Source organism: Leptothoe sp. ISB3NOV94-8A (assembly GCF_043421595.1).
GTDB lineage: Bacteria > Cyanobacteriota > Cyanobacteriia > Phormidesmidales > Phormidesmidaceae > Leptothoe > Leptothoe turfae.
Window position 1 is genome coordinate 516,280 of record NZ_JAXSQW010000001.1, and the last position, 17,778, is coordinate 534,057.

14 protein-coding genes and 1 pseudogene are annotated in these 17,778 nt (G+C 48.9%); 6 read left to right on the forward strand and 9 right to left on the reverse strand.

The genetic code is table 11. The annotated features are described in order from the left end of the window. Position 1 precedes the first annotated feature (1 nt). The gene (locus SPB21_RS02160; RefSeq protein ID WP_499868658.1) at positions 2-793 is read left to right on the forward strand and encodes a site-specific integrase; all 792 of its coding nucleotides are present in this window, start codon (positions 2-4) and stop codon (positions 791-793) included. Here SPB21_RS02160 and SPB21_RS02165 read toward each other — a convergent pair. Beyond that, complete coding sequence (locus SPB21_RS02165; RefSeq protein ID WP_499868660.1) at positions 784-1,107, reverse strand: CU044_2847 family protein; 324 nt, start codon at positions 1,105-1,107, stop codon at positions 784-786. The genes SPB21_RS02160 and SPB21_RS02165 overlap by 10 nt on opposite strands. A gap of 138 nt (positions 1,108-1,245) precedes the next feature. Here SPB21_RS02165 and SPB21_RS02170 point away from each other — a divergent pair, with 138 nt between their 5' ends. Continuing rightward, complete coding sequence (locus tag SPB21_RS02170) at positions 1,246-4,878, forward strand: caspase family protein (RefSeq protein ID WP_499865259.1); 3,633 nt, start codon at positions 1,246-1,248, stop codon at positions 4,876-4,878. 23 nt (positions 4,879-4,901) lie between these two features. Here the strand turns inward: SPB21_RS02170 and SPB21_RS02175 are convergent, their stop codons facing one another. The 4 genes from SPB21_RS02175 to SPB21_RS02190 all read right to left on the reverse strand — a co-directional run bounded on the left by SPB21_RS02175 (position 4,902) and on the right by SPB21_RS02190 (position 8,708). Beyond that, a complete protein-coding gene (locus SPB21_RS02175) occupies positions 4,902-5,216 on the reverse strand; it encodes a hypothetical protein (protein WP_499865260.1) in 315 nt (104 codons plus the stop codon). Positions 5,217-5,290: 74 nt separating this feature from the next. Then, positions 5,291-7,600, reverse strand: a complete 2,310-nt coding sequence (locus SPB21_RS02180; protein ID WP_499865262.1) for a bifunctional DNA primase/polymerase — start codon at positions 7,598-7,600, stop codon at positions 5,291-5,293. A 142-nt stretch (positions 7,601-7,742) separates the two neighbouring features. Further along, positions 7,743-7,970, reverse strand: coding sequence for a hypothetical protein (locus SPB21_RS02185; protein ID WP_499865263.1), 228 nt, complete (start codon positions 7,968-7,970; stop codon positions 7,743-7,745). 519 nt (positions 7,971-8,489) lie between these two features. Next, the gene (locus SPB21_RS02190; protein WP_499865265.1) at positions 8,490-8,708 is read right to left on the reverse strand and encodes a hypothetical protein; all 219 of its coding nucleotides are present in this window, start codon (positions 8,706-8,708) and stop codon (positions 8,490-8,492) included. Between the two features lie 184 nt (positions 8,709-8,892). On the opposite strand from SPB21_RS02190, the gene SPB21_RS02195 reads away from it, so the two are divergent. The 4 genes from SPB21_RS02195 (at position 8,893) to SPB21_RS02210 (ending at position 11,715) form a co-directional block, all read left to right on the forward strand. After that, complete coding sequence (locus SPB21_RS02195; protein ID WP_499865267.1) at positions 8,893-9,453, forward strand: hypothetical protein; 561 nt, start codon at positions 8,893-8,895, stop codon at positions 9,451-9,453. A gap of 90 nt (positions 9,454-9,543) precedes the next feature. After that, positions 9,544-9,867: a hypothetical protein gene (locus SPB21_RS02200; RefSeq protein ID WP_499865268.1), complete on the forward strand. Its 324-nt coding sequence runs from the start codon at positions 9,544-9,546 to the stop codon at positions 9,865-9,867. 142 nt (positions 9,868-10,009) lie between these two features. Then, positions 10,010-10,408 carry a hypothetical protein gene (locus SPB21_RS02205; protein ID WP_499865269.1) on the forward strand — a complete coding sequence of 133 codons (399 nt, stop codon included), beginning with the start codon at positions 10,010-10,012 and terminating at the stop codon, positions 10,406-10,408. Next, positions 10,405-11,715, forward strand: coding sequence for a hypothetical protein (locus SPB21_RS02210; protein ID WP_499865270.1), 1,311 nt, complete (start codon positions 10,405-10,407; stop codon positions 11,713-11,715). Before SPB21_RS02205 ends, SPB21_RS02210 begins: the two co-directional genes overlap by 4 nt. 263 nt (positions 11,716-11,978) lie before the next feature. On the opposite strand, the gene SPB21_RS02215 is transcribed toward SPB21_RS02210, so the two are convergent. From SPB21_RS02215 to SPB21_RS02230, 4 genes and pseudogenes are all read right to left on the reverse strand, one after another. Beyond that, positions 11,979-12,578, reverse strand: a complete 600-nt coding sequence (locus SPB21_RS02215) for a Uma2 family endonuclease (protein WP_499865272.1) — start codon at positions 12,576-12,578, stop codon at positions 11,979-11,981. Positions 12,579-12,657: 79 nt separating this feature from the next. Next, a pseudogene (locus SPB21_RS02220) lies at positions 12,658-13,431 on the reverse strand (Uma2 family endonuclease). 68 nt (positions 13,432-13,499) lie between these two features. After that, positions 13,500-14,093 (reverse strand): Uma2 family endonuclease, encoded by a 594-nt coding sequence (locus tag SPB21_RS02225; RefSeq protein ID WP_499865273.1) that lies wholly within the window; start codon positions 14,091-14,093, stop codon positions 13,500-13,502. Positions 14,094-14,634: 541 nt separating this feature from the next. Beyond that, positions 14,635-17,748, reverse strand: coding sequence for a CHAT domain-containing protein (locus tag SPB21_RS02230; RefSeq protein ID WP_499865274.1), 3,114 nt, complete (start codon positions 17,746-17,748; stop codon positions 14,635-14,637). Between the last annotated feature and the right edge of the window lie 30 nt (positions 17,749-17,778).

Sequence of the window (17,778 nt, forward strand, 5' to 3'; positions counted from 1 at the left end):
CATTGCCCGTAAGTTTGCCAAGCAGAAACAGGCCAGTATTAAAGCTAGTTCCTACCGGGGCAACTACCAGTTTCCATTGGAGTCATTGCCAGACAAACCATTAACAGAAGATATGCTCCGGGCGCATATCCTGGACCGTAGTGAGCCAGGTAGCTGGACCCGCAAGAATGATGTGATGGTGTTCAGTGCCCTGTGCAAGTTTGCGGGCCTGTCTATTAATCTGAGTGACTTGGGCAAGGGATACAGCCCTAAGCCAGTAAGGTCGAGTGATTTGCCCTCTGATGAAGAGATTGTTCAGATCTGGGAGTCGCTGCAGGGGTCTGGGTGGGAGTGGGTGTATGGAATGGTTGCCACCTATGGCCTACGTCCCCATGAGGCTTTTGCCATTGTGAATCATAAGGGGATTGCTACGGAGACTGGCAAGATTACGATCCAGGATAATTCTAAGACGGGCCGTCGAGATGTGTGGCCACTGCCGGATGTATGGCGTCATCAGTTCAATCTGAAGACTATTGTTATGCCGAATATCCGATTTGAGGGTAGGGATAACCAACAGTTGGGACAGCGGATGAGTGCCAATCTACGCAAGAAGATTCCTCATACTCCCTATGCGTTGCGTCATGCTTGGGCGATACGGTCAGCAGTGCTGGGAGTGCCGGATAGTATTGCGGCTCGGTGGATGGGACATAGTGTCGCGGTTCATGCGGAGACGTATCATGCTGCGATTAATCAGCTGCAGCATGAGGCGATTTGGCGACGGGCTAATCAGGTGAGTAATTTAAATCAGTCCTGATTGGGGAAGGAGCATTCAACGGTAATTTTGAGATTGCGCTCGGCACTGCCTTTGGTGACGTAGGGGACACCGCCTTCGCCAGCGACTTTGATGCCAATTCTAGGGTGACTTTGTCTACGTTTGTCTACGTTGGTGGTGGCCATGCTTTTGAAGGCGTTGAAGGCGTTGAAGGTGTGGGCGGTGTAGGTGCGGATGGTGTCCTGCATGGTCTGGAAGTTGCGGATGGCCTGATCGCCAGAACCTCTGGGAATGCGGGTAGGGCCTTCAGATGTGGTAGGGGGAGCGTTGACAGTTTCGCGGACTTCGATGTAGATACGGTGCCTTCTTCGAGTTGAATGGGGCTAACTGAGGTGTGGCATACAAAGAAGAGTAAAAATAAGACTAAGGCGGGTGCTGTTGTATGAGCAGCTAGGTACTATGCTGGCACTATATCTAATCATTAGCAGCCCTCTATGAGCCGCGATGCACTGATCGTCGGGATTAATAATTATCAATATCTGCCTAAACTTAAGGCTTCAGTTTCAAATGCTGAGGCAATTGCGCAGCGTTTAGAACAAGATGGGGAATTTAATGTACTGCGAGTACCAGAGAGAAATGGTCAGGCAAATATCAATAAGCCCGTAGTATCAGCGACCCATATGGTCCCACAATCACATCTCGAGAATATCTTACAGCAACTATTTCGTCCTGAGCTTTCACAGGCACCAGAAACAGCGTTGTTCTATTTTTCTGGTCATGGACTTCCAGATAAAGATGGATTTGATAAGGGGTACTTAGCAGCGAGTGATACCAATCCAACAAATCCTCGGACTGGCCTGTCGTTAAGATGGTTACAGTGGTTATTATCGGAAAGCAAGGTAAAGCAGCAAGTCATTTGGTTGGATTGCAGTCACAGTGGCTCTCTAATTATCAATGTTGGTGCTGCGAATCCTGGAAATAGTGAGAGTCGAGATCGATGTTTTGTCGCGTCGTCTCGGGATTTTGAAACTTCCTGGGAAGATCTACCAAGTGAGTACAGCGTGCTGACCAAAGCATTGTTGGAGGGGTTAAATCCTTCTCGGTTGCCAGGACGGTGGATTGACACCTTTGCCCTGGTGGACTATGTGAACCAAGCATTGAAGGGGGAGTTGCAAACGCCGGTCTGTACCAACTTTGGTGAAGCAATTAATTTAACCCGTACCTGGGAATTACCAGATCAGGCATTAGAAGCAGAGCTAATCGAAGAAATTCAAGCTCAGCAAAAGGTAGACATATTCAACAAGAAACCTCTCAGCAATAATCGCATTGCCCAAAGCTTTAGAAATGATGAGGTCCAAGGTAGAGATCTCCTTGGTATTGAATCTGAGGTCAATGCTTTGGCAGAAGTATTGGCTATGAGAGCCCTTAATCCGCCATTGACCGTCGGAGTTTTAGGAGGATGGGGTAGCGGCAAGTCGTTTGTGATGCACTTAATGCGTCAACAACTAAAGGCCATCTACCAAAAGTCTGTTTCTGCTGAACGTGCCTGGGGGCTAAAGGATAACAATACTCTTGGTGAAGAGTGCCCCTATGTAGGGCATCTCTATCAAATTTATTTCAACTCCTGGACCTATGCCAAGGCAGATTTATGGTCTAGCTTGATGCAAACTATCTTTTACGAACTCAATTATCAACTCACGCTTGAAAAGCACCTCAGAGATACTTTCGCTATCCACTTCGCTGTCACTGCATTACTAGATAGGTTAGCCTCTAACACCAAGCAAAGACCTGCAATCAACAATAACCAAGTCAAAACGTTCATCAAGACATTGATAGATCGCCGTAAAGAAGCAGAAGCATTATTGCAAATTCTTGAGCCCAAATTCTGGCAGGACTACTCTGAGCAATATCGACAGAAGATAGCTCAGAAGAAAAATACGTCTGAGTTACTTCAATCTGAAAATCCTGAAACACTCATACCCTCAGTCTGGAAAGATTTTAGATGGAATGACTTTAAAGAAAAAATAGACGACCATATCGCACCCGGTACCACAGATCAGTGGCAATCTTTGCCTATCCAGGTACTTGTTGATATATGGGCACGCGCACAGAAATATGCTCTTGGCAAACTTCGAGATGGAGGTAAGGTTTGGAGTGTTATCAACAGTGACTTGACGGCAAATGAACGCGACAATCTTATTCAAGCGGAGCAGTCTCTTGGTGAGCTAGGGCTACTGATTTGGCAGGAAAGAATTTCTAATTCCAGAACTCAAGGAGTAGTTTGGAAAGAACTTAGCAATCTTCGTAAGCATGATCAACAGGAACTAGCTGCTATTGAGGAAAGCTTACGGGCTACTGAAACCGACTTAGAGAGTCAAAAAAGAATTGCTGAACTGGTAGCTCAGAAAAAGCTAGAGCGCCAGAAAACAACCATTATCTGGCAGCCGGTCTTGAACCTGTCATATCGGTTATTAGGTATCGATCCAGACCAAATCGATAACTGGCAATCATCGCTGAAAAAGCTACGCCATTCTCCGAGAGCCTACATTGCGCTTGCGAGTCTGATATGCCTAATGATTGTAGGTGCATCGCCTAGTTGGTCAGAACGAATGACCGCACTCCAAAATACTATTCAGGCATACTTCAATGTCAGTCGGATTTGGTTAAGCGAGAAGTACACTGCTTATTGGCCAGTCTCATTACCAATCACAGGAATATTGCTGCAGAAAATCTGGGAAACTGCCAAGCAATATCTCAATGAAGTGAAACAAGCTCAAGCTCAGCTCGATAATCAGTATCAAAGTTGGCTACAAGAGGCCCAAGAAAAATCCAATATTGCAGAGTTATCTCAAGGTGTTGAAGTTCTAAGACTCCAAGTTGAACAAAAACGCCGTCAAGTAGGGTTAATAGCTAATCAGTCTTCCTTACTCGACTTTGTTAATAATCGAATTCAAGATAATGACTATGGTCAACGCCTCGGTCTAATTCACCAAATTAGTCGTGATCTTGATGGGTTATCCCAACGCCTTTATAAAAAGCCAGACAAGGTAGCTCAACCTTCGCCACTTGAAAGTTGGGAACATCTGCGAGAACTTTTTCCTAGAGGACCTGCTCGCGTTATCCTCTACATTGATGATCTTGATCGTTGCCCACCTGATCGAGTTGTGGACGTTCTAGAAGCTGTTCAACTCCTTATCAAGACCCCTTTGTTTGTTGTCGTATTGGCTATCGACGACCGATACATTTCCCGTGCTTTAGAGAATACTTACAAAGGTGTTCTTAAACGCCAGGCTAGTCCTTCAGGCATAGACTATCTAGAGAAAATTATTCAAATTCCCTATCGAACACGTTCTATTAATGGAAATGTCATCGGCACTTATCTTGAAAGTCATCTTGAAATCGAAGAGGACAATGCTGAACTTTCAGGAAAAAGTGTCCAAAGTGAATTAATAACGAATTCGGATTCAGTTTCACAATCAGCAATGGATTTGATAGATACTGAAGTGCCAATAGTAAGTAACATTGAGGAAACTTCCCAAGCAGAGGCTTTACAACCTGCTCCAGAGGTTGAACCGCCTCCCCCTCAAGTCGCCAAATTTACCCAAGCTGAATTCCAAACGCTTAAAGATATCTGCACAAAAGTTGATCTATCGCCCAGAACAGCAAAGCGATTGATCAATATCTACAAAATCCTCAAAATTCTTTGGTTCCGCTCAAAGCGTGATGAACAACCAAATGCTGAACAAATTAAGAAAGCGGTGTTGGCAATGCTTGTTCTTTCGGGACGCTATCCCACCTTTATGCGGGAAATAGTGGCAGCAATTTCCTGTCACTATGAAGAACATCGTGAAGATAAGCCTGAACATTCCACTTCAAAGTCTCTGAATGAATGTTTTGAAGAACCTCTCAAACACCTGGAGCGAATTGAAGACCCCTACCTCAAGCGTGAACAGCAAAAATTCTTTCGTGACGTTAAGAGTATTATTACCCCTCTGGAGCTGACTCTGCGGGACATTGGTGAAGAAAATTTCAACCTAGTGTTGTCTTTTTGTTTCGTTGGTGATATCGGTTATGACCCCGAAGATTATAGAAAGGAAGACGACGGTTCTGCAGAAATCAAGGATTGAGAAGGGGCTCAGTCACTTTCAAGTCAGCTAGACAACTCAATATAAGGCCGCTGATCCGGCGGCAGAAAAATGATCTTCTCCAGCTCCACCGGATTCACCTGCCAGTGCTCACCATTCTTCCGATAATGCACACTCCAGGCCAGGTCATACTTCAGCTTATGAATTCGAGCATGTTCCGCCTTTTTAATCTCAGCCGTAATTCGAGTACGACTTGTATTCAACAAATCCGCCGCCTGCTGAGGAGACGTCCACGGCGCTACCGGCAACCCCAATGCCCGTAGATACCTTTCCAGAAGTGCCACACGGGCAACCAACGCCTCAAAATCCTTACGCTGCATGGTGAGCCTCCCTATATCTAACAGGCAGTACAAATATGTCTTGGTGTAGATGCAGGATTGGAGAAAGCATAGATTCAATCACTGTCATGCCTCCCCTTTTCAATATGTGGAGCCCTGGCATACAGACTCTCTCGCTGGGTGGGCGTCAGTCGTGACTGTTGTTGCTCGAACTCCTCTAGATTCTCCGCACTAAGGTTGAGCAGCCGTATAATTTCCCCCTGCTCCAGGTCCTCAGTTTCCACCGCAGGCAAAGGCAGGTAATAGCCCGGTTTTCCGGCATACTCGCCCCCCTGCAATTTGGACCGTTTAATAATGTGGTGACGGTGCATCTCGCTCAGCAACTTCCGGGCCGTCGGTGGTGCTATCCCCAAATGGTTGGCCACCTCCAATGAATGGAAACGAACACCCGGATTCTGTATTAGAAATGCTTTCACCCGCTCCCTGGCTGACCCCTCGATAGCTGGCGTATTGGGACTATCGCTGAGTAAATTCCCATCCTTATCGCAAGCCCCCTGATTCTCGAAAGAGAGATCGTCTGGATGCAGCAATAGAAGATTAAACTCTAGAGGAAATTTTCTAGACTTCACCCGGCTCAGCACTCGTAGATCCGCATTACCTTCCTTGGGTCTGGAGAGAATAAACACCTCTGATGCAGCTGCCCCGATGGCATAGCTACCAGCAATCTTCTCCAGGTCATCAGCCCGTTCACTTTTGTTGGTATGCACGATGATAATAGGTGTCACCCGCAGCTCAGAGGCCAGCTTCTTGAACTCATAGATCAATCGTCCATACTCCGGATCTTTGTAGCTAATCCCTGAGTTCATCTGCACACTGGTGAGGGAATCTAGAACCACCACATCAATGTTGAGTTCTTCGATGGTGCGTTTTAGCCGGTTCATCTGGGCTGGCACAAACGTGCGAATAATCCAGACGTTATCTAGCTCAGATAGGCCCCGCAGTTCCCAGCGCTCCTGGGTGTTGCTTTCAGACTCATCTGTTTGGATAAAGAGAATGTTCCGCCGTTTAGGTATCTGATAGCCACCCCACTCAGTTCCTGTCGCCAGGGCATACACCAGGTCATTGAGCAGGAGAGTTTTGCCTAAGCCACCCTGGCTACCAAACAAAATAGCCACATTGGCAGGCAGAAACTCTTCTATCAAAAACTCATTGCAGCCCGTATCTAGCTGGGCAAACTGGCCAGCCGATAGCACCCAATCTTCCCCTGAGACTTCTGCATCCAGGGTGACGGCTAACTCCTTGAGTGCCTTTACCTGGTACCCAGAGGCACGGGACAACTCCTGCATGACTCGCCACTGTTCTGAAGGACTTTCTAGCTCAAGGTACTTTCTGAGTTCTGCCTTGACTTCCTCAAAGCTGGGAGAGCAAGGCTTAGGGGATGCAGTCATTTGGGATGAGTTGGGTTGCGATCGCAACTCCCCTCCATCTCCCACCTGACCAAACGGCGATACCCACCCATCTTTCTTCGCCAGGTACCCCAGCGTACCCAGGCCAATACCATCAGCTTTACCCTTAATGTGTCGCCAAACATCACTAAAGCCCCGGTCAGTATGCTTAGCACTACGCTGACTCCACTGGCTAACCTCAGCCTCACTCAAACCTGCTGCATGAGCACCCAAAAGCACATTGCGCCAGGTGTACCAATCCAAATAGTCAGGATTAATCGCCTCCAGGTAGGACAGTGCCCATTCTCGATCGCTCCATCGATGGTTCTTGGGCGGGGTATTGACTGGCGTGAACTCTGGTGACAACATTCGCTCAATCATCCAGAGGGGAGCCTCGGCTACGGGCGTATCCGCTGGAGAATGTACCCACCGGTAGCCTTCCGTCATGGGATGTTCACCCAAAGTCACCGACTGTCGCCCTTGCCACCGAAATTCAATCTGCTCAGGTTTATTGTTGTCGTCTTTAGTGCCCGTCTGATAGTCACGGTTACGAATGGCACTCCAGTACTTTTCAGGAACTTGGTAGGCCAACTGATAGCGGCCTTCACGTCCACTGGTGACCTTGACTGTGTGGGGTAGTGCCTCTGCCAGAGGTAAACCCGATAGCGTTTCAATCAGGGCATCACAGCTATGGCCATCATGGTCAAACATCAACAACCCTCCCGAGATGGGACCACAGAGAACACCAACGGCTCCCGCGGGTTTGCTTGCAAATTGTTGCGTTTGGAGAACATGGGCGACGGTTTGCCATGGGTAAGGGGTTTTCTGCCAATCTTTTCCAAGGGGAGCTTTAGCACCTTTGCGAATAGGTGTAAATTGCCACTCAGCAGGCAAACTCTGGGAAGAGAGTGCCGGTGCAGAACGATTTGTAACCGCAGCGGTTACCGCTGGGCAAGATTGGCTATTATGGGGGTCATACATTACTCGAATACCTCCAGGGTTTCGGGTCTGAACTTTAGGAAACTCAATTCGTCCGGGGTAGGAGCTGGTACGAGTTGAGTTTTCTGCTTTTTTGCCTAATCGGGCCTGATCATCAGGTGGGACAGTGATCAGACCCAGAGATTCAAGAACTTTCGCCGGGGACAGTGGTCTCCAGCTCAAAATTCAACGGATTCGTAGAGTCAAAGGTGGTTTGATGCGCCCTCAGATATTGCGCCACTGCAGACCTGATATGGACTCGAAAACTGACACCCGTCAGCGCTTCCAGCTGACGCCCTAGGGTGACATCTTTGGGGCGCAGGTGAATGGTCATAGGGACCAAAGGAGCCTTTTGGGAAGACTTGTTGTTCATAGTGATACCTCAAAAGGATATGAACTCTCTCATGCTAGCGACTAGAAAATATTTTTCAAGAGCTTCTATTCAACTTTCAAAAAGTTAGTTAAATCCATACAAATCCATGCCACACCTATCTGAAAACCAGTTTCTTGAAGAATTATTCACTTTAAAGACTCAAGTTATTCAAAATCAAAAACCTTTATTATCAATAAATTTGAAGGAATCTTTCGTTTTCATTAAGTCTTTATCTCTCATGTCAAGCCTTTAAATCAATTCTGTTCTATTCAGAGAAATAAAGATTTTTCTAATGAAAATAAATCACATGTTTATAGATAGTGAAAATCAACGTTGAATCTATGTTTATCTACGTTGAATCAACATTGAATCTACGTTTATCAACATTAAGTCAACACTGATCAACGTTTATCAACGTTGTCAACGTCAATCAACGCCCACACAGAGGCCAAGATATTGACATTTGTAAAGTAGGCGAACAGCAATAATTGTGTAATCGAAAAACGCTTGGAGAAGATCTCAGGATTTCTGATTTTTGGATTCATCAGCTGCAGGAAGTTCACCAGCTTGTTGCGCTCTGGTAATGTCCTGCCTGATTAACTGAATGACATAGTTGCTCACTGACCGATCAGCACGTTCCGCTAAGACCTCAAGAGCTTGCTTAAGGTCAGTATCGATATATAACGTGACTCTGGGTTTGTCTGATGGCACAGGGATTTCAAACGCTTTGACAGCCATAATCTTACTCCGTACACATTCTTTTAAGTTAGGTACCTGTTCAGTACATGTACTGTGATGCTACCATCGAAATCACAAAACGATCAAAAACATTGATGAAACTGAGCCCGCACGGATTCACCTGTTGTGCTGCGTTCCAAAACTGTGCGGGGCTAGTGCTGACAACGTTCTAGGAGTGTTCAAGATGATTTCATTGACCAAATTTTGTAAGGATAACGGCCTAGCTAAAAGTACCGTGTTCAACCGTTGTAAGGAGTTGGGCATTGTCACCAGCAATGGCCTGGATGTGGCAGCTGTAAACCAGCTGAGGACTGAATTCTCATTGCCAACCCAGCCGCAGCAGTCCGCCCCGAATACCCTAACTGTCCTGACAGGTAACCACCGAGGGCAATTAGCGCTGCCGACCGTGCCCAGTGAAATTAACCTGGAAAACGTGCGCGGGGAAGTGCCTCTGAGTTCTTTTCAGACTGAGGATATTGATCGGTTTTTGGATGCCTGTGATGGCTTTCTTGAGGCAGTGGATACGGACTACCAAAACCAGCTAGCAGTGACCCAGCAAAAGGAGCAGGGGGTGGCCAAGGTGAAGGCCAAGGTCGAAGAGGTCCGTACCGCGAAGCTGCGTTATCAGATTCGGTCTGAAACATTGAGCCTGCACAATCGAACCTTAGACACTGAGCTGCAAACCAATATGGCTGAACTGTCGGGAAAGTCCCCTACCGCCGCCCCTGGGGTTGGTGGGGAATAGTTGCGATCGCTCTCCTCTTCTTGATGGGCATAGGTGCCGTTAGCCATAACCTATGCCTGCTGCCCCATTGTCGAGTAGGACTTACCCATCATGAACAAAGCCAATAGGGCCATCGTCCCTCAGCAACCGCCTGAGCTACATCCAAGACCAAGGGGGCACCAGCCGCCAGTCATCGTGGTTTATAAGTCACCGCAACAGCTGTCAGAACATCGTCCTAGCCATTACCAGCCATCACCAGGGATAAAGCAACGCCCATTAACCCAGCTCCACGAGTTCGCAGAGGTGCTTATGTTCCTGGCTCTGTTCATCACCACCAGCGCTGTTCTTGCCCTGTCCATAGTGCATTTAGGCAATGCGATTTTCTGGAACGGTGAACGGATGAGTCGAGAAATCTACAACTATCCGGGAGATTGAAGGATGAAAAGAGGTGTGCTTTTCGGGGCTGCTGTAGTTGCCGGTTGTCTACTAAACGGTCAAAACCCCGTTGAGCGAATCAAGTCAGAAGTTAGACAAATCAATAGTTTCATCGCATCCACTCCACAACTACCAAAGAAAAATGAATAACGGTCCTAAGGTTCAAATTCCGGTTTCTAATGCGTTTGGCCAGCAGTCGGTTAAACAAATCGAGCTGGACAATAACCGTCCATCAATTCATAGAGAAAGCCTCAATCGGTTTTCCAATATGGTGGCGTTGCCCAGCCGAGGTATCTATACCGATGCGCTGCTGTGGGTGTTATCGACTGCCGTGCTTATCCGCCTACTGAACTCAGCTGTAATTGTCGGCCTTCTGCCCCAGGCCGCTGCCGCTAGTATTGCGTCTCTTTTGATTTCGCCTGTGTTACTGGCCATGCTCCAGGTGGTGTGGGAACTGCCACCGTTGCGCGGGGCCTGTTTATATCGGGGGGCGTTGATGGTCCTGGGAATTTTTGTCGCGATTTGGGGGATTGGGGCATGAGCCAAGCCACATTGCATCCATCGGAATATCAGAACCACTATGTGTCTGGGTTACGGGCGAAGGGAGTTGCGATCGCAACCCTCATTCTCGCCAGCAGCCTCACCCTGGGCAGTCTACGCACCAGCAACCACGCAGTAAGACTAGGCTTACTGCTGTCGGCCATGGCCAGCATTGGGGCCTCTCGCTTAGCCGTGACTACCCAAGTAGAAAAGGAACGGATTGTTCTCGACTTCTCCGACATCAGCGACGCCTCTCGCCAGCAGCGACTGTACGAAGCCATGCAACCCATCGTGGAAACGTTGCCGGTGGCTGACGAAACACCTGAAACGCCCTACCGTCCAGAGCTGTTTAACTGGGTGGATTTGAGCCTCAAAGCAAACCAGTACCCCCACCTGATGATTTTGGGCAATACGGGGGACGGTAAGACCACCTTGGCTGAATGGTTGCACCAGATGATGGACGGTCAGCGCATCGCCCTGCATCCCCACTGGCAAGCTGCTGGGCCAGGTGAGCGTTCAGACTTTGACTACTGTGATCAAATTATTGGCGGTGGCCGCCGGTTTGATGCCATTGGCGAATATATCAGCGGCCTGGTGGAAGAGATGGATCGCCGCGCCAAGCTGGGCAAAGCCGAGTTGCGGGCCTGTCCTTTGCTGAGTGTGTTGGTGGACGAGCTACCCGCCATTGCCAAGAACTGCGGCGATGCCACCATTGAACACCTGATCAGCCTAATTTTTGAGGCCCGTAAGTTCAGGATTCGACTGATTGTGTTAGCCCAGGCCGACTCGGTGAAGGTGCTCAAGCTGGAGGGACAGGGCAGTGTTCGGGAAAACCTGACCTACATTCGCCTGGGCAGTTACGCCAAAGACCACGCCAAGTCTTTGGTCACCAAAAAGTTGATCGATCAGCGTCTAACAGACTGGCTTTCGGATTATGACCGTCCTGCCATGGTGGAAGACGTTCCGGCGGTTGTCCCTCTCATTAGCCACGGTCAACACTATGGCCCAGGTGTCAGTAATGGTCATGATGGCGGCAACTCACCAGGTAACGGTCTGATTGTGGTTAATTCGGAGTTAACAACTGGGGTAACTGCTCAGGCTGGCCCAGGGCAAGTTATTCAATTTCCCACTCTGGAGGGTTACCCCAGCGCGTCTATGGTCCAATCTGCTGCCCTGAGAGCTATTTTTCAGGCTCACCAGCAGGGTAACTTGACGTCCAAATTCATCAAGCAAGATTTGGGAATGCAGGGGAAATACTATGCTGGCGCGAAGCGATTGATTGATCAGCTTTTGCTGGCTAACCATTGAGGTAGGCATAGGTGAAGATTTCTTGGCTTGTGGGAGACAGATACGTTCAGTTTTTGTCTCCTAAACAGTCTTTTCCTCTAGCCAGTTTTACAAATGTCAATATTCTTGCAACTGTGTGGGCGTAGATAGTGAGTGTAGATAAACATGTAGATTCAACATGTAGATATGCATGTAGATTCACTGCAGATATGCATGTAGATTCAACACGTAGATCCAAATGTGGATTCTACGTGAATGCAGAAAGCCCAATAAAACCAAGTTACTTACATTCCTGCTGCCAGTACTTGCTGCGCACTGATGGTAAGTTCAGGCAGGCCTGGTGACACTAACGGCTTATCTCCTACGAATGTCTGCTCTGTGTAGGTGCTATCTGTCAGGCTCAGTATCAATACTTTTTCTGCAATCGGATCAACTATCCAATATTCTGGAATGCCTCGCTGGGCATACTCCTGGCGCTTTTTAACGTAGTCACGATCACGTGATTCCTTATCCGTGTCACTGCTCGATACGACTTCAACCACCAGAGCCGGTGCAGGCATATCTAAGAGCACCAGCGATCGCTTTTTGCCTGACAAGGCTGCCACACCAGCCTCCGTCAATACCATCAGGTCTGGATATCGTGTGTTGGCCTCGCTGCCGAACACCTCCACCTCGGTGCCTCGCCGGATGCAATAGTGGGGCAAATGCTGCAACAAGACAGAGACTAAAAAGCCCGCAATCATCACATTGATATCGCTCTCGGCACCCATGTCCACCAAAATTCCATCCACTAGTTCATAGCGAGTATTGGTGCCATCGTCATAGGCTAAATACTCCTCCAGCGTCATAGTCTGATTTATGGGCTTAGATTTAGCAACCGTCATGGCAAACCTCGCTGAGCGCCAGCTTTCTAATGGTCCCATGATAACGCTGTCGATCGGAGCCACTGACTATCTATAGGAGTTAGAGAGAATCCGGGTCCACACCTAATTCCCGTAATTTTTGAGCCAACTGTTCTGCCTTAGCTTTTGCGATCGCAGTTTCTTGTTCGGCTAGCTCCATTTTTGTCTGGGCCTCTGCTGCCTGCACCTGGGCTAACTTTGCGGTCTCTTCTGGAATTGGTACCAGCTCTCCATCTGGTAAAAAGTATCGCAACTGATTATCGTGGATACCCAAAAATAGCTGTAGTTGCTTGCTCCACAGCCGACTTTCTGCTGTTGGTTAAATTGGAATATAGCGGCTATCTACTAGCTCAAACCCTTCAAACTCTAGTGTTTTGGGGTCAAACCAAAAATATTCCGGTGTGCGAAATGCATCCTGGTAGATTACCTTTTTCGTTTCCCTATCTGTATAGGCCGTCGAATCAGCCAGCAACTCCACAATCACATTAGGGTATTTTCCCTCTTCTTGCCATACTACCCAGCTATTGCGGGGCCTGTTCTCTGTTCCCAGCACTACAAAAAAGTCGGGACCCCGAAACTTTTCAGACTTCATCTGACGGTCGCTGTAGTAAACCGTCAGATTGCCTGCTAAAAAATAGTCGTTCCGGTCCTGCCACAGCCATTCCAGACAGCTAATCAGCAGCAACATCTGCTGCAGATGTAACGAACTTTCCAATGGTGGTTCGTTACCAATAAAGTCTCCAGTTGGGAAGACACTAAACTCTCGGCTATCACCACTATGGGGTGCAGCCGTAGCTGATGTGGACGCGAGTTCAGCCGTGCTAGGAGGTTTCATTAAACCGCAGTTAGCTAGTGTATGTGTACTATCTTAACAGGAGCTGTTAGTTGAATTTTAGCGTGCCGTTAAATGGTCAGTAGCTCATTGGCAGTGATGCTCAATTCAGGAAATACCGCTGAGCTAATCAATTCAGAACTGCGATAGGTCTTTTCCTGATAGGTGTCATTTACCAGCAACAACACTGTTACTTGTGCCTGATGAGGGTTAATGATCCAATATTCAGGAATCCCCCAGTCCTGATACTGTTGACGTTTCCAGAGATAGTCTCGTTTGTAGTTCTCGCTGTCAGAGTTGCCAGGGCTGACTACCTCAACCACAAATCGAGGTGGCAATGCTCCTAAAAATAGGGCTGTACGGGTTTTCAGACTATCAATGGTTAAGTGCTCTGGCTCAAGAATGGCCAGGTCAGGGCGACGGTTGCGTTTGCCATCCCCAACAGGATTAACTTCGAGTTCTAGGACGCCAATTTTTGCCAACCTCAACTGAATAAATGGCATCAGTTTTCCTAGCAACAGCATAATGATGGCGCTGTTGATTTCTGCTTCACTAGGCACGGCTACTAGGCTTCCATCGGCCAACAGGTCATAGCGAATGCCATCAGCATCATTGCGTTCTAAAAATTCTGCAAAAGTTAGCGGTTTAAGTCTGGCTTGAGTCATGGGTTTAGCCCATTAACAGGTCTTAATTATAGCTTCGCGCATAGACACCACATTACCTTGACCATGGGATGTGACAGTTGCTTACTCTAACCTCGGTACTCGGAATTAATAGGAGTAGTCCAGTGCTAGCTTAATAGAATAAATCATCTAAAAGTCTAAAACAATTGATGAATATGGCTTTCAGTCATTCTTTAGGCTTGATTAGTTGCGAGTTGAGCACCTATTCATATCTTCTATTGAAAAGCTGTAAGTCTTAATGAGAAAGACTTTTTCGACTTTTGAAAATATCCAGAGAGTGAAAAGGACTAGTTTTGGACTAAATTCATGTGCCAGTCATTGTGCCAATTTAGTTTTCTGATTGTGAAGTTGAATTTCACTGAGTGTGACAGTTAACATTCAAAGCACGCATGTTAACTGTCAGAATTTTTACTGCTGGCACTTACTAATTAACTGAACAGTAACAAGTTTCTCTTACTGATGCGTTTCTGCGCGGGTTGCGATCGCAGCGTTCAAGTCAATATGAATAGAGGGTAAGCCCGCCTTATTCGGCTTCGCCAACGAGGGTAAATGCGGCCCAATGCTTGGGATTGTCGTCGCCTTGTTCAATCATTTGGAGCATGGCCTGTCGGAGTGCCTGGGCTTTATCCTGCCCCTCTTCAAGAAATTGACTATAGAACTCATCCATCAGTTCGACGGTGTGATGGTCAGAGGCATTCCACAGGGATACCAGCATGGTGGGAACGCCTGCGGTCAGCAGAGTGCGAGAGAGGCCGTCAACGCCGTCGCTGGTGACGCGGCCTTGTCCAGTTTGACAGGCGCTGAGGACTACCAGTTCGGCATTGAGTGGGTTGGTGCGGGTGAGGTCTCGCAGTTCATCAGCGGTGAGACTGCCATCGTCTTGGTCAGAGGCGGCCAGGGCGAGCAACCCTGGAAGAAAGCTGTATTGCACACCGGGTAAATCGGCTTTTTCATTGACGGAGACTAAGTTGCCGTGGGTGGCCAGGTGAATAAAGCGAGCGGAGTGCAACTGGTCCTTAACCTGTGTTTCGGTGGCCTGGTCGTGGAGGAGAACGGTGGGAGATGTGCCTAGATGTTGGCTGAGGAGGGTGCCGACGTTGCGTGCTTCTCGTTCTGCTCCTGCTAAAGGCTGCCAGCCATAGGCGGTTGTTAATGTATCGGGAAAGTGAGGGTTGCCGACAATGAGGGCGTCTGTTGTGTTCACTGATTGGATGCGGGTACGGTGATGGCGAGCGAGTTCGAGGGATTGGATGGAGGGGGCGGTGAGAATGGTGTGGTGTTGAATTAGATAGTTGCCATCACTATCTCGTAATGCGGTAAAGGGGACACGGAAGAGTTCTCGGTGGGGAATGAAGATTACTCGTTGTTGGTCATCGGTTGGAAGCAAATGGGCAATGGGCTCAATCAGGACCTCGTGAAGTTGTTGAAGCAGGTTATCGAGTTCTTGACGAGAGAGTGGAGAGTCCGATGAACCACCGCCGCGAGTCAGGACGGTCTGGGTGTCTTGAACGAGGGTATTCAGGGGTGTTTCAGGCAGCTTGCCACCGCGGCTGCCGTTTTGACCAAGGATGGCAAACTGGCCGGTGGTATCTACTAAGGAATTGTCTAAGGCGGCGACATCGCTTACGGTTGAGTGAATCGTACCATCGGGCCGGATGACCCAGATGAAGATGCGGCCAGAGGGTAAGACTGAATACTCCACCAAGGTGGCATGCTGTTGGACCGCAATAGCTTGGATACGTTCCAGAGTAAGGGGGACAGGGGGCTTAAATGTCTCGTTTTCTCGGTCTAGTGATCTCGTCATGCTGACGGCTAAGGCTTGAGCACGGCCGCGTTCAGCCACAATTAAGGCCACTTTAGGATGATTAAGCTCCATCAGGGTCACTTGCCAAAGGCGATAAGTGCTCTGTTGGGAATCGAGCAGTGAGAGGCGATTGACATCCGCTAGCTGATCGTGAAGTGATTCTTTGACGTGAGCCGAGGCTTGAAAGTACTGTTCGGCGGCGGTAAAGTTGTCCAGATTTCTAAAGGCCACTCCCAGGTTATGAAGTGAGATGCTTTCGCTGTTGCGGTCGCCGATCGCTTGGGCGATGTCGAGCTGTTGCTGGTGGAAGTCGATGGCGCGACCGTACTCGCCCAAGTGATAATACGCAAGCCCCAGATTGCCTAACGAGGTCGCTTCGCCTTGGCGGTCACCGATTGCTCGGGCGATGTCGAGGGATTGCTGGTGGAAGTCGATGGCACGGTCGTACTCGCTCAAGAGATAATGCGCAAGCCCCAGATTGCCTAACGAGGTCGCTTCGCCTTGGCGGTCGCCGATCGCTCGTTTGATGTCAAGGGATTGCTGGAGAAAATCGATGGCGCGACCGTACTCACCTAAGGAATCATACATGCTCCCCAGATTGCCCAACGAGGTCGCTTCGCCTTGGCGATTGCCAATCGCTCGGGCGATGTCGAGGGATTGCTGGTGAAAATCGATGGCGCGGCCATACTCGCCTAAGGAATCATACACAAGCCCCAGATTGCCCAACGAGGTCGCTTCGCCCTGGCGATTGCCAATCGCTCGGGCGATGTCGAGCTGTTGCTGGTGAAAGTTAATGGCGCGGCCGTACTCGCCTAAGGAATGATATGCAATCCCTAGGTTGCCCAGCGAGGCCGCTTCGCCTTGGCGGTCGCCGAGCGCTCGGTCGATGTCGAGGGCCTGCTGGTAGAAATCGATAGCCCGGCCGTACTCGCCCAAGGAATCATACACGAGTCCCAGATTGCTCAACGAGTTGGCTTCGCCGTTACGGTCGCCAATCGCTTGTTTAATATCGAGAGCCTGCTGGTGTAAGTCGATAGCCCGGCCGTACTTGCCCAAGGAATAATACACAAGCCCCAGATTGCCCAACGAGTTGGCTTCGCCGTTACGGTCGCCAATCGCTTGTTTAATATCGAGAGCCTGCTGGTGTAAGTCGATGGCCTGGCCGTACTCGCCTAAGGAATGATATGCAATCCCCAGATTGTCCAACAAGACTGCTTCGCCTTGGCGACTGTCTGAGGAGAAGCGAGTACGCACTGCATCTACCCGATACAATGACAGCGACTCTTCCCACAGCGCTAGGGCAGCTCTAAAGTCGCTGTGCTTAAATCGCTCAAGACCAGCTTGCAACTGCGCTTTGGCCGCCAGCAGCGTTACCTCGGCAACACTTAACAACGAATTAGGCTGGTCGGCGGGGGTGGGCTGAATGGTTAAGCGATAGGGGCCTTGGGTATTAGTCTGAGAGGCACTGGCAATAACGCGGTAGCGTCCCGTAGTGGGCAGTTCAATTACCAAGGCCGCGTTAGTAGTCGCGGAACTGATATTGTTACCTGTCGCAACGAGATTTCCCTGATCGTCTACAAGAGTGAGATAGGTGTCAAAGGCGTCACTCTCTAGCAGGAGGGTGACGATTTGGTTGGCTTGCCCTGTGAACTCATAGAGATCGTAGAAAAAACCATCACCTAGGATGTCATCATCGGCTTCGAGTGTTCCTGTTACTTCTAGCAGGGGAGCCAGGGCAGTAGGTTGGGCAATGACGCGGGCGGTCAGGCCAGCCCCAAAGGTAGATACCGTCAGGGCTACTAGCAGCGTAGCGAAGCGCGGGGGGAATGGCATAGCTAAGGAACTCCGTAGGGGGATAACGTT